The organism is Microbacterium sp. SL75 (assembly GCF_026625865.1).
Classification (GTDB): Bacteria; Actinomycetota; Actinomycetes; order Actinomycetales; family Microbacteriaceae; genus Microbacterium.
The window spans coordinates 2,272,885-2,285,205 of record NZ_CP113067.1 but is presented as its reverse complement, the minus strand read 5'-3'; the positions used below and the strand labels follow the sequence as shown (position 1 = coordinate 2,285,205).

The following is a 12,321-nucleotide window of genomic DNA, read 5'->3' as shown; positions in this document are numbered from 1 at the left end:
CATGTCGGGGGTGTCGTTCAGGAGACGGGGGTGAGCTGAGGACCGTAGGCCTCGATCTCGGACAGGGTCATCCAGGTGGACGAGGTCTTGTTCTTCACGAGCACGCGGAGCCCGGTCGCCAGGACCGGTCGGGACGCGGTGACCTCGAGACGCAGATCGGTCGAGGTGTTCGCGGCCGGCCAGGTCGTCGCGGACGGCAGGTTCGCCCACCCCCCGCGCGTGGTGCGGTACTGCACCGTGACCGAGCCGATGTTCTGCTTGCCGCCGATGTCGTACACGTTCACGCCGGTGATCTGTCGCGGCTGATCGAGGTAGAAGGTCACGCGGTTGGGGTTCACGCGGTTCGCGGCCCCGCCCGAGCGCCAGTCGGCGAAGCCCGTGGCGGTGCGGTTGCCGTCGGTCAGCGCGAAGGTCGTGGAGTCCTTGAACGACCAGTCCGGGTGCACTCCCGACTGGCGCAGGACGTTCACCTGTTGAGCCGCGGCGACCGTGACGACAAGGGTGGCCGAGAAGCCGAGTCCCGATACCGCGGGGACCCTGACGGTCCCCGGCGTCGAGAACGCGGCATCCGTCACCTTCGAGAAGTCCCACCGCACGGCAGCGGTCACGCTCTGCCCGGTGTCGCCGATGCGACGCTGGACCGTGCTCGGGGCGCGCATGGCGACCTCGGCCACCGTCGCGCCGGCGTAGGTGGTGAGCGAGGAGTCGGCGGCATCCGAGAGCGCGCCGACGGCGACGGATGCCGAGAGCGCGACGTCCTCACCGAAGAGGCCCTTCGCGGAGCCGGCGACCGACACCACTCCGGGGGTCAGCCACGTCGTCGCGGCGGGCATCGCCCACGTGATGGGCGACAGCGTGATCGTGCGGCCCCAGCCGTAGCGCCCGGTGAGGCTGCTCGGCAGCGCGGGGAGCACGCCCGGGGTCGTCACGACCGCGGGCGAGGTCACGGTCGGGGTGAGGGGGTGCACGCGCCACTGCTGCACCGCGGCGGAGGCGTTGAGGGTGTAGGTCTGCACCTCGGATCCGTCGGCGGTCTTCCAGTTGTAGAGGTCGAGAGCCGACTCCTTGCCGTCGCGATCGCGCTGCACGTTCACGAGGTTCACCGTGCCGTTGCCCGCGTCGCGCAGCTCCCACTGGGCGTAGGGGTCGGTGGCGGAGTCGGCGACGTCGGCCGTCTGCAGGTAGCGGAACGTCTCCTGATCGTTGCGCGAGCGGATGAGGACCCGGTCCTTCTGGTCGGCGATCAGGAAGGTGCGGGCCGAGCCGACGACAGGGTACAGACGCAGAGCCTGGGCGGAGAGCGTCCGGGGGTCGGCCTGCGCCATCGACGAGATCGAGGCGACGGCGGGGACGGTCGCTCCCGGTGCGCTCGAGACCTGCGCGTCGCCGGCCCCGATCTGGAGCACCTTGCCGCTCGCGTGGACGCTTTCGACGAGGACGAGTTGCGCGGCCCCGACGGCGTTGGCCGGGGCCGTGGCCGCAACAGCGGGGGGAGCGGATGCCAGCAGGCTCGCGGCGGCCACGAGGGTCGCGGCCGCGCGGAGCAGTCGCGATCGGGTGGGGGTCATGGGTGACGGGTCCTTCCGGGTGCGTACGCTCCCCCGCGGCGCGCGGACGGGTGCCGCGGAGAGTCGGCGCTCGTGGGCGGCGGGAGCAGACGACTCGAAGCTGTGGGGAGCGGCCCGCGGAAGCGGGCGACCCGACTGTAGGCAGCGCCCCCTCCGGACGCGGGTCCGAATCGGGTCGCTCCGATGAACGAGACCCGTCCTGTTCTGGTCGCGATCCCGGTCGGTTCTCCCCTCGCCGACGTCCTCTCACGCGCCCGGGGGCGGAGGGGGCCCGGGGATACGATGGGGGGATGCCCGCAACGCCTCCCGCCTCCGTCGAGCTCGCCGTCGTGGACCGCAACGGCTTCGTCGAATCTCGTCACTACGGCGTCGCCGTGGTCCTCGCCCCCGACGGATCCGAGAAGCTCACCCTCGGCGAGGCGAGCGCCCTCTTCCTCCCCCGCTCGAGCATGAAGCCGCTCCAGGCCCTGGCGTGCCTCTCGGCCGGGGCCGATCTGGCCGGCGAACGTCTCGCGATCTCGATGGCGAGCCACGCGGGCACCGAGCGTCACGCCGAGGTGGCCCGCGGCATCCTGCAGTCCTCCGGCCTCACCGAGGACGACCTGGGCTGCCCCGCCGCGTGGCCGACCGACACCGCCTCGCGCGACGACATGGTGCGCGACCACGCCTCCCCCTCGCCGCTGCGCATGAACTGTTCGGGCAAGCACGCCGCGATGCTCGCGACCTGCGTGGCCAACGGCTGGAGCACGAGCGACTACCTCGACCCCCAGCATCCGCTCCAGGCCCACATCCGCGAGGTCGTCGAGCGTCTTGTCGGCGAGCGCACGACCACCACCGCCATCGACGGCTGCGGCGCGCCCGTCTACGCCATGAGCCTCGTCGGGCTCGCACGGGCCATCCAGCGCATCGCGACCTCGTCGGAACGCTCCCCCTTCGCCCTGCACCGGAGCGCCGGCACACTCGTGCGCGCGGTGAAGGAGAACCCCTGGACCATCGACGGGCCCGGGCGACCCGACACGGTCGTCATCGAGCGACTCGGCGTCTTCTCGAAGATGGGCGCCGAGGGCGTGCAGGTCATGACCGCTCCCGACGGCACGACGGTCGCCCTCAAGATGCTCGACGGCTCCAACCGTGCCGGCCACGTCGTCGCCCTGCGTCTGCTCGAGCGGGTCGGAGCCCTGAGCGCGCAGGAGGTCGACGACACTGTCGCGCAGCTCTCGCTGTCGGTGCTCGGCGGCGGTCGCGAGGTCGGGTCCATCCGCTCCGCGGTCTGACGCCTCGAGAACGGCTCTCCCGGCTGATCCGAGACCGACTCCGCTCAGATACCCCCGTCGACCGAGCGCGGGTGCGCGATCGGCTCGTCCGGCACGAGCACCTCGGTCTCGCGATTGAGGCTCTCGCCCCGGAAGAACGGCTGGGAGCCGGGGAACAGGAACCACAGCACCATCAGCACGACACCGATCGCGAGCGATCCGATGCCGACCACGAACGTGCCGCCGATCCCCAGCAGGACGGTGTTGCCGTACTCCGGGTCGTACATGTCGATCGCCGACTGCACGAAGGCGAACGTCAGCATGAGCGCACCGAGCAGGGGCAGGATGCCGCGGTACACGAGGTTCTTCGCCGACGAGAACAGCTGCCGACGGTAGTACCAGACGCAGGCGTACCCGGTCATGGAGTAGTAGAAGGCGATCGCGAGCCCGAGAGACAGGATCGAATCCTGCAGGATGTTGTCGCTGATGATCGTCATGCCCACGTAGTAGACGCTCGCGACGATGCCCATGACGAGGGTCGAGAACGACGGTGTGCGGTAGCGGGGGTGCACCGTCTGGAAACGATGCGGCAGTGCCTTGTACGCGGCCATGGCGAGCGTTCCGCGCGCCGTGGGGAGGATGGTGGTCTGCGTGGACGACACCGCCGAGATGAGCACGGCGACGACGAGGACCCATCCGAACGGACCGAACAGATCGTCCTTGAGGGCGAGGAACACGTCGTCGGCGTTCGCGGGGTTGGCCAGGCCCGCCCCGTCTTCTCCGACCCCGGCATACATCATCGCCGCGACGGTGACCGTGACGTACGTGCCGAGCAGGATGACGGTCGTGAGCAATGCCGCGCGCCCGGGGATGCGCTGGGGGTCCTTGGTCTCTTCGTTGAGCGCCAGGCAGGTGTCCCAGCCCCAGTAGATGAAGAGGGCGAGCAGAACCGCCTCGGTGAACCCGCTCCAGTCCGTGAAACCGAACGGGTTGAACCATGCGAGGTCGAAAGGCGTGGGGTTCGGCGCGGTGCCGTCGAAGAACTTCCACAGCGCCAGCACCACGAACAGCGCGAGCACGACGTACTGCACCGCGAGCAGGATGTTCTGGATCCGCTCGCCGATCTCGACACCGCGGTAGCTGATGAAGGTCATCGCCGCGATGAACGCGACGCCGGTGGCGGTGACGAGCGGCACGTTCTGGGCGAGAGAGCCGTCGCCGACGAGGGACCAGAGGTAGACACCCGCGATCTGCGAGAGATTGGCGAGCACGACGATCCCGGCGACCGCGACGCCCCAGCCGCCCATCCACCCGGCCCACGGACCGAAGGCCTTCGTGCTCCAGGTGAACGTGGTCCCGCAATCGGGCACCTCGTTGTTGAGCTCGCGATAGGCGAAGGCGATGAACAGCATCGGGATGAACGCGAGGACGAAAGCGATCGGCGCCGAAGCCCCCACCGCGAGGACGACGAATCCGAGGGTGGCGACGAGGGAATACACCGGAGCGGTGGATGCCAGACCGATCACGGTCGAGCCCCAGAGACCGAGGGTGCCGGCGGCCAGGCCTTTGCCGGCCGTCCGTTCGGGTGCAGAGGTCATATGCCGAACGTAGAATCCGCGGGTCTCCGCGGTCAAGATGAATTTATGCGGGGCGACGGATGACGTCGAGCACGACGATCGAGATGTTGTCACGCCCACCGTTCTCGAGCGCGGCCGCCATCATCGCGTCGACGGCCGCGGCCGGGTCGGCGTTCGCCTCGAGGAAATGACGGATGCCGAAGTCGGTGAGCTCCTTGGTCAAACCGTCGGAGCAGATGACGAAGCGGTCACCGTCGAGCACGTCGAGGCGAAGATAGTCGGGCTTGACGCTGTCGCTCGGGCCGACGGCCCGCGTGATGACGTTGCCGTACGGGTGGTTCTCCGCCTCTTCGGGACTGAGGCGTCCCGCCGCGATGAGCTCTTGGACCACCGAGTGATCGGTCGTCACCTGGACGATCTCGCCGTCGCGCAGAAGATACACGCGCGAGTCGCCGATGTTCAGGGTCACCCAGTGGGGTTCGTCCGTCTGGGTCTCGAGGTATACGCCCGTGAGCGTGGTGCCGGTGCCCTCGTCGGTCGTCTCCGGGTGGGCCACGATGTCTTTGACCGCGCGGGACAGGGCCTTCTCGATGTTCTTGGTCGAGACGGGACCGGTCGCGACGACGGCACGGAGACGTTCGACGGTGCTCGCGCTGGCGATCTCTCCGCCCAGGTGTCCGCCCATACCGTCGGCCACCACGAACAGCGGGTAGTCGGCCAAGACCGCATCTTGATTGACCTCGCGGCGACGTCCGACCTCGGTGCTCGCTGCCCACGACAGCTCGAGGACGGTTTCGCCGAGCGAGACGGTGCGCGTGTGGGTGGTCACCTCGGGCACGAACGATCCTCCGGTTGGCCGACTGCGCCGGCGGAACCGCACGGCCCTGTCATCTTAGTCGACGCTCGCCCCCGATCCGCGGACGCGCCGCAGGTGCGCCTGACCTCCGTGTCGATCACCCCGCGGCAGGATCCGCGGGAAGGGGCAGGATGCCGTCGAGCTCGACGAGGTCCTCCCCGCTCGGCGTCCACGCGGTAGCCGCGGCGGCGTTCGCTCGGACCTGCTCGGGACTCGTCGCTCCGGCGATCACGCTCGAGACGACGGGCTTGGACAGGAACCAGGCGAAGGTCGCCTCGAGCATGCTGATGCCGCGCGCGTCGCAGAACGCCTGGTAGCGCTCGAGCGCGTCCCATGGCGCCTCACTCCACAGATGCCGCCTCTGGCGCATGATGCGACTGTCCTCCGGCCCGCCGTCACGCGTGAACTTGCCGGTGAGCAGTCCGTTGTGCAGGGGGAAGAAGGGCAGGAGCCCCAGGCCGTAGCGCTCAGCCGCGGGAATGACCTCACGCTCTGCGGCGCGCGCGAGCAGGCTGTACTGATTCTGGGTCGAGACGAAACGCACCCCCCGCGCCGCGTGGTCGGCCTCGGCGATCTGCCACCCCGCGAAGTTCGAGTGGCCGACGTAACGGACCTTGCCCTCGCGAACCAAGTCGCTCAGAGCGTCGAGCGTCTCATCGATCGGGGTCGACGGATCGGGCGTGTGCAGCTGGTAGAGATCGATCCAGTCCGTCCGCAGGCGACGCAGCGAGGCTTCGACGGCGCGGCGCACATGCGTGCGGGACCCCTTCGCCCCTCCCGAGATCGCCGGCGCGAAGTCGGAGTGCCCGAACTTCGTCGCGAGGACGACCTGGTCGCGTCGTCCCTCGAGAGCCTCCCCCAGCAGGCTCTCGGACAGACCGAACTCGCGTCCGTACATGTCGGCGGTGTCGAGGAAGGTCACCCCCGCCCCGATGGCGGCGTCGAGTACCGCCCGCGTGCCCTCGATCGTCTCGGTCGCCGTGCCGGCGCGCCCGAAGTTGTTGCAGCCGAGGCCTACCGCGGATACGCGGAGTCCGGAACGGCCTACGCCGCGGAGGAGAAGAACGGGGGACGTCATCCCTCCACGCTATCGCCGCGTACGACGAAGGGCTCCCCGTCGTGACGAGGAGCCCTTCGATGACGTCAGACCTGGGGGCCTGCCGGCGGAGCCGGAGGCGGCGGGGTCGTACCCGTGGCCGGCGGGTTGTACGGCTGCTGCGCCGGGGGCGCGCCGTAGCCGGGGCCGGCGTATCCGCCACCGTTGCCGGCGACGGGCTGACTCGGCTGAACGGGGATGCCGTTCCACACCGTCTTGTCGGCGAGGAAGGAGTTGGCCCACGGCGCGGGAGCGATCGCGGGGTTCCATCGATTGTTGCTGAAGGCGATGATCGCGAGCCAGATGAGCGCGCCGATACCGGGGATCAACCACAGCAGGAGCAGCGGCCAGTCCTTACCGAGCTTGAGGCCGATGCGGTACGAGTACATGACCGCGACCGCAAGGATCGCGAGGCTGAAGATCGGGCCGATGACCGGGATGTTCGAGAGCACGCTCGAGGCGACCGCGACGATCAGGACCACCCACGGCGAGACATCGCCGAGCTTGGCGGCGATGAGGCCGTTGTATACGGGCACCCAGGCGCGCCACTTGCCCTGCACACCGGCCTTCTCGAAGATCTTCATGTAGAGGAACGACGAGATCACGTATGCCGCGACAGCGAGGATGAAGAGGATCGGGATCAGGACGAGCAAGACTGCTGCGAGAGCGGCGGCACCGCTCCCGTCGTCGTAGTAGTAGGAGTCACTCATGCGAGTTCCTTTCCAAGCGAGTGCGCGGGAAGCATCCATGCGCCCCCCGCGTCTCACATGCTAGCGATCCTGAGACTTTCCTGACAGGGGCGCGCGAGACTTATACAATCAGCGCCACCTCGCCGGGTGCGCCGGCGCGGAGCGTCCACCCCGCGCCCTCCGCCCATTCATGAAGGTCGTCGATGGTCTCGATCCGCGCTCGTTGCACGGCCAGCGCCCGGACCAGCTCCCCCTTCGCGTGTTTGTTGAAGTGGTTGAGGGCGCGCGCCGCGCCGCCGGAGTCCTCGCTCATCACGCGGACGTACACCGCCGCCACCCCGGCGGGAAGGGGACCGAGCGCGGCGTACGCCTCCGAGCGCAGGTCGAGGACGAAGTCCGGCCGAAGCTCTGCCCACGCCTGGCTCACGGCGTCTGCCCAGATGCGTCGCAGCGCCGGAGTGCCCGGCAGCGACGTGCCCGCCGCGAGACGATAGGCCGGGATGCCATCGAGAGCGCCGACCGGTCCGAACGGCGCGGACTGGATCATCACGTGGTCGCCGAGCCAGGCACGCGCCGCGGCGTCGAGGCCGGCGGCATCCAGGGCATCGAAGAGGACCCCGGTGTAGCGGTCGATCGCCGGCATGGTCGGCGCGGTACGCAGGGCAGCGTTGTCGCCGATCTCGTGCCGACGCTTCGCGCTGATCTTGAGTACCCGAGCGGCTTGTTCCTCATCGGAGGAGAGAGCGACCAGCGCATCGACGACGGTCTTGCGCGCACCGCTCAACGAGGGCAGGGGCAGCCCCGCGAGATCGAGAGGGAGGCCGTCGCCGCCCGGTCGCTTGGTCTCGGACGGGGGAAGAAGGACGAGCATGGGTTCTCCGCAGACAGACGACGCGCGCCGCCCGAAATCGGGCGACGCGCGTCGAGGGAAAGAGACGGTGTCAGGAGACGAGTGCCGCGTTTCCGGCGACGATCGTGAGTTCGTCGTTCGCCATCGACAGGAAGCCGTCCTCGGCGTTGGCGAGGATCTTCGAGCCGTCGGTACGGGTGATGCGCACCTCGCCCTGGGCGAGGATCGCGAGAACCGGCTCATGACCCTGCATGAAACCGATCTCACCCTCGACGGTCTTGGCCACGACGAGCGAGGCCTCCCCCGTCCACACCTCGGCGTCGGCCGACACCAGGCTCACGCGCAACGACATGTCAGCCGTTCTCCTTCTGGATCTGCGCCCACTTGGCCTCGACGTCGGAGATGCCACCGACGTTGAAGAACGCCTGCTCGGCAACGTGGTCGAACTCACCCTTGACGATCGCGTCGAACGACTCGATGGTCTCCTTGATCGGGACCGTGGAGCCCTCGACACCGGTGAACTTCTTGGCCATGTAGGTGTTCTGCGAGAGGAACTGCTGGATACGACGCGCACGCGACACGACAATCTTGTCCTCTTCCGAGAGCTCGTCGACACCGAGGATGGCGATGATCTCCTGCAGTTCCTTGTTCTTCTGGAGGATCTGCTTCACCGAGGTGGCCACGCGGTAGTGGTCGGCACCGATGTAGCGCGGGTCGAGGATGCGGCTCGTGGAGGTGAGCGGGTCGATGGCCGGGTAGAGACCCTTCGACGCGATCTCACGCGACAGCTCGGTGGTCGCGTCGAGGTGAGCGAAGGTGGTCGCCGGAGCCGGGTCGGTGTAGTCGTCGGCGGGGACGTAGATCGCCTGCAGCGAGGTGATCGAGTGGCCGCGCGTGGAGGTGATGCGCTCCTGGAGCACGCCCATCTCGTCGGCGAGGTTCGGCTGGTAACCCACGGCCGAGGGCATGCGGCCGAGCAGCGTCGAGACCTCGGAACCGGCCTGCGTGAAGCGGAAGATGTTGTCGATGAACAGCAGCACGTCCTGCTTCTGGACGTCACGGAAGTACTCAGCCATCGTCAGGGCCGACAGCGCGACGCGCAGACGCGTTCCCGGCGGCTCGTCCATCTGACCGAACACGAGGGCGGTCTTGTCGAAGACACCGGCCTCTTCCATCTCGCCGATGAGGTCGTTGCCCTCACGGGTACGCTCACCGACACCGGCGAACACCGAGACACCACCGTGGTCCTGCGCGACGCGCTGGATCATCTCCTGGATCAGGACGGTCTTGCCGACGCCGGCGCCACCGAAGAGGCCGATCTTTCCACCCTGCACGTACGGGGTGAGGAGGTCGATCGACTTGATGCCGGTCTCGAACATCTCGGTCTTGGACTCGAGCTGGTCGAAGCTGGGCGCCTTGCGGTGGATGCCCCAACGCTCGGTGATCTCGACCTGCTCACCGGGAGCGGCGTTGAGCACCTCACCGGTGACATCGAAGACCTTGCCCTTGGTGACGTCTCCGACGGGCACCGAGATGGGGCCGCGGGTGTCACGCACTTCCTGACCGCGGACGATGCCGTCGGTGGGCTTGAGGGCGATGGCGCGCACGAGGTCGTCACCGAGGTGCTGAGCGACCTCGAGGGTGATCTCGGTCGACTCGTCACCGATGGTGATCGTGGTCTTCAGCGCGTTGTAGATCTCGGGGATCGCGTCATGCGGGAACTCGATGTCGACGACCGGGCCGGTGACGCGCGCGACGCGTCCGACGACGGCCGCGTCGGTCTTCTCGGCGGTGAGGCTCATGGCTTCTTCTCTCCTTGGGAACTTACTTGCCGGATGCCAGAGCATCGGCGCCGCCGACGATCTCGGCGATCTGCTGCGTGATCTCCGCCTGACGCGCGTTGTTGCGCAGGCGGGTGTAGTCGGTGATGAGCTTGTCGGCGTTGTCGCTGGCCGACTTCATGGCCTTCTGCGTCGCGGCGTGCTTGGCGGCCGACGACTGGAGGAGGGCGTTGAAGATTCGGCTCTGGACGTAGACCGGCAGAAGCGCATCGAGCACGGTCTCGGCGTCCGGCTCGAACTCGTAGAGCGGGTAGATCTCGGCCTGACCCGGGGCCTCGTCGGCCTCGAGCACCTCGAGCGGAAGCAGGCGCACCGACTCGGGCGACTGCGTCATCATGCTGACGAAGCGGTTGTACACGAGGTGGATCTCGTCGACACCCTCGTTGTCGCTACCAGCGCGATACGCCTGGAGAACGGCATCCGAGATTTCCTCCGCGGTGGAGAACTGCGGGGTGTCGGTGTCACCGACCCACTGCGCGGCGCTCGCCATGCGGCGGAACTGGAAGTAGCCGACGGCCTTGCGACCTACCAGGTAGAACACCACGTCCTTGCCCTGCGAACGCAGGAGCTCGGCCAGCTCGAGAGCCTCGCGAAGGATCTGCGAGTTGAACGCTCCCGCCAGGCCTCGGTCGGAGGTGAACACGACCAGGGCCGAACGGCGGATGTTCTCGCGCTCGGTCGTCAGCGGGTGGTCGACGGAGGAGTGCGTGGCCACCGCGGAGACGGCGCTCGTGACGGCCCGCGCGAAGGGCGATGCCGCGCGCACACGCGCCATCGCCTTCTGGATGCGCGAAGCCGCGATGAGCTCCATCGCCTTCGTGATCTTCTTGGTCGTCTGAGCAGAAGAGATCTTCTGCTTGTAGACCCGCAGTTGTGCGCCCATGATTCCGTTCTCGTGTCGTCGCTATCAGCGACGGCCCTTGACGATCCGCTCCTGGTTGACGTCTTCCGCCTCGGCAGCGTCGACCTTCTCGGCGCCGACGACGCCCTGGTCCTTGCCGGGCTGGAATTCCTTCGCGAATGCGTCGATCTTCTGCTCGAGCTCCGCGAGCGTGTCGTCACCGAGCACGTTGGTCTCACGCAGGGTGTCGAGCACCGTCGAGTTGCGGCGGAGGTAGTCCAGCAGCTCGCGCTCGAAGCGCAGGACGTCGGACACCTCGACGGTGTCGAGCTTGCCGTTCGTTCCGGCCCAGATCGAGACGACCTGCTCCTCGACGGGGTACGGCGAGTACTGCGGCTGCTTGAGCAGCTCGGTCAGACGCGCACCGCGGGCGAGCTGACGACGTGAAGCCGCGTCGAGGTCGCTGGCGAACATCGCGAAGGCCTCGAGCGAGCGGTACTGCGCGAGCTCGAGCTTCAGGGTTCCCGACACCTTCTTGATCGACTTGACCTGAGCGTCACCGCCCACTCGCGAGACCGAGATACCCACGTCGACAGCGGGACGCTGGTTGGCGTTGAAGAGGTCGGACTGCAGGAAGATCTGGCCGTCGGTGATGGAGATCACGTTGGTCGGGATGTACGCCGAGACGTCGTTCGCCTTCGTCTCGATGATGGGCAGACCCGTCATCGAACCGGCACCGAGCTCGTCGGAGAGCTTCGCGCAGCGCTCGAGCAGACGCGAGTGCAGGTAGAAGACGTCGCCGGGGTAAGCCTCGCGGCCCGGCGGGCGGCGGAGCAGCAGCGAAACGGCACGGTAGGCCTCGGCCTGCTTCGACAGGTCATCGAAGATGATCAGCACGTGCTTGCCGCCGTACATCCAGTGCTGGCCGATGGCCGAGCCGGTGTAGGGGGCGAGGTACTTGAAGCCGGCGGGGTCGGACGCCGGGGCGGCGACGATGGTGGTGTACTCCATCGCGCCCGCCTCCTCGAGGGCGCCCTTCACCGAAGCGATGGTCGAGCCCTTCTGGCCGATCGCGACGTAGATGCAACGCACCTGCTTGTTGACGTCGCCGGACTCCCAGTTGGCCCGCTGGTTGATGATCGTGTCGATCGCGATCGCCGTCTTACCGGTCTGGCGGTCGCCGATGATGAGCTGACGCTGGCCACGACCGACGGGGATCATGGCGTCGATCGCCTTGATGCCGGTCTGCAGCGGCTCGTGGACGCTCTTGCGCTGCATGACGCCGGGAGCCTGGAGCTCGAGCGCGCGACGCCCCTCGGTCGCGATCTCGCCGAGACCGTCGATCGGGTTGCCGAGCGGGTCGACGACGCGGCCCAGGTAGCCGTCACCGACACCCACCGAGAGGACCTCACCGGTGCGAGTGACGCTCTGGCCTTCTTCGATGCCGGCGAAGTCGCCGAGGACGACCACACCGATCTCGTTCTCGTCGAGGTTCTGAGCGAGGCCCAGCGTGCCGTCCGCGAAGCGGATGAGCTCGTTGGCCATGACGCCCGGAAGGCCCTCGACGTGCGCGATGCCGTCGGCCGCGTCGACGACGGCGCCGACCTCGGTCGCCGCGGCGCCGGTGGGCTCGTAGGCGTTGACGAAGTCCTTCAGCGCGTCACGAATGACGTCGGGGCTGATAGAGAGATCTGCCATTGTCTTCCTTCGTTCGTGGGGCACTCGGCCCCCAGATCCACGCCCATTCGGG

At 68.1% G+C, this 12,321-nt stretch carries 11 protein-coding genes; 1 reads left to right on the top strand and 10 read right to left on the bottom strand.

Annotation, left to right across the window (positions count from 1 at the left end):
* Positions 1 to 17: 17 nt before the first annotated feature.
* Positions 18 to 1,568 carry an RICIN domain-containing protein gene (locus tag OVA17_RS10720; RefSeq protein ID WP_141375540.1) on the bottom strand — a complete coding sequence of 517 codons (1,551 nt, stop codon included), beginning with the start codon at positions 1,566 to 1,568 and terminating at the stop codon, positions 18 to 20.
* Between the two features lie 290 nt (positions 1,569 to 1,858).
* Between OVA17_RS10720 and OVA17_RS10715 the strand changes: the two genes are divergently transcribed.
* Entirely contained in the window at positions 1,859 to 2,842 is a 984-nt protein-coding gene (locus OVA17_RS10715) for an asparaginase (RefSeq protein WP_174799629.1), read from the top strand.
* A gap of 44 nt (positions 2,843 to 2,886) precedes the next feature.
* On the opposite strand, the gene OVA17_RS10710 is transcribed toward OVA17_RS10715, so the two are convergent.
* The 9 genes from OVA17_RS10710 to atpA all read right to left on the bottom strand — a co-directional run bounded on the left by OVA17_RS10710 (position 2,887) and on the right by atpA (position 12,269).
* Entirely contained in the window at positions 2,887 to 4,419 is a 1,533-nt protein-coding gene (locus OVA17_RS10710) for an APC family permease (RefSeq protein ID WP_267786545.1), read from the bottom strand.
* A gap of 43 nt (positions 4,420 to 4,462) precedes the next feature.
* Complete coding sequence (locus OVA17_RS10705; RefSeq protein ID WP_267786544.1) at positions 4,463 to 5,236, bottom strand: PP2C family protein-serine/threonine phosphatase; 774 nt, start codon at positions 5,234 to 5,236, stop codon at positions 4,463 to 4,465.
* A gap of 115 nt (positions 5,237 to 5,351) precedes the next feature.
* Complete coding sequence (locus tag OVA17_RS10700; RefSeq protein WP_267786543.1) at positions 5,352 to 6,332, bottom strand: aldo/keto reductase; 981 nt, start codon at positions 6,330 to 6,332, stop codon at positions 5,352 to 5,354.
* Between the two features lie 65 nt (positions 6,333 to 6,397).
* Entirely contained in the window at positions 6,398 to 7,060 is a 663-nt protein-coding gene (locus OVA17_RS10695) for a large exoprotein (RefSeq protein ID WP_210071963.1), read from the bottom strand.
* A 100-nt stretch (positions 7,061 to 7,160) separates the two neighbouring features.
* Positions 7,161 to 7,910: a YaaA family protein gene (locus OVA17_RS10690; RefSeq protein WP_267786540.1), complete on the bottom strand. Its 750-nt coding sequence runs from the start codon at positions 7,908 to 7,910 to the stop codon at positions 7,161 to 7,163.
* 70 nt (positions 7,911 to 7,980) lie between these two features.
* Entirely contained in the window at positions 7,981 to 8,241 is a 261-nt protein-coding gene (locus OVA17_RS10685; RefSeq protein WP_058597269.1) for a F0F1 ATP synthase subunit epsilon, read from the bottom strand.
* A 1-nt stretch (position 8,242) separates the two neighbouring features.
* Positions 8,243 to 9,691 carry a F0F1 ATP synthase subunit beta gene (gene atpD / locus OVA17_RS10680; RefSeq protein WP_210071965.1) on the bottom strand — a complete coding sequence of 483 codons (1,449 nt, stop codon included), beginning with the start codon at positions 9,689 to 9,691 and terminating at the stop codon, positions 8,243 to 8,245.
* A 22-nt stretch (positions 9,692 to 9,713) separates the two neighbouring features.
* Entirely contained in the window at positions 9,714 to 10,613 is a 900-nt protein-coding gene (locus tag OVA17_RS10675; RefSeq protein ID WP_267786537.1) for a F0F1 ATP synthase subunit gamma, read from the bottom strand.
* Between the two features lie 24 nt (positions 10,614 to 10,637).
* Positions 10,638 to 12,269, bottom strand: coding sequence for a F0F1 ATP synthase subunit alpha (atpA, locus tag OVA17_RS10670; protein ID WP_103210257.1), 1,632 nt, complete (start codon positions 12,267 to 12,269; stop codon positions 10,638 to 10,640).
* Positions 12,270 to 12,321 lie beyond the last annotated feature (52 nt).

Coding starts and splice junctions, on each gene's coding strand:
- atpD (WP_210071965.1), bottom strand. CDS start 9,691: ATGAGCCTCACCGCCGAGAAGACCGACGCGGCCGTCGTCGGACGCGTC.
- OVA17_RS10710 (WP_267786545.1), bottom strand. CDS start 4,419: ATGACCTCTGCACCCGAACGGACGGCCGGCAAAGGCCTGGCCGCCGGC.
- atpA (WP_103210257.1), bottom strand. CDS start 12,269: ATGGCAGATCTCTCTATCAGCCCCGACGTCATTCGTGACGCGCTGAAG.
- OVA17_RS10675 (WP_267786537.1), bottom strand. CDS start 10,613: ATGGGCGCACAACTGCGGGTCTACAAGCAGAAGATCTCTTCTGCTCAG.
- OVA17_RS10690 (WP_267786540.1), bottom strand. CDS start 7,910: ATGCTCGTCCTTCTTCCCCCGTCCGAGACCAAGCGACCGGGCGGCGAC.
- OVA17_RS10715 (WP_174799629.1), top strand. CDS start 1,859: ATGCCCGCAACGCCTCCCGCCTCCGTCGAGCTCGCCGTCGTGGACCGC.
- OVA17_RS10700 (WP_267786543.1), bottom strand. CDS start 6,332: ATGACGTCCCCCGTTCTTCTCCTCCGCGGCGTAGGCCGTTCCGGACTC.
- OVA17_RS10720 (WP_141375540.1), bottom strand. CDS start 1,568: ATGACCCCCACCCGATCGCGACTGCTCCGCGCGGCCGCGACCCTCGTG.
- OVA17_RS10695 (WP_210071963.1), bottom strand. CDS start 7,060: ATGAGTGACTCCTACTACTACGACGACGGGAGCGGTGCCGCCGCTCTC.
- OVA17_RS10685 (WP_058597269.1), bottom strand. CDS start 8,241: ATGTCGTTGCGCGTGAGCCTGGTGTCGGCCGACGCCGAGGTGTGGACG.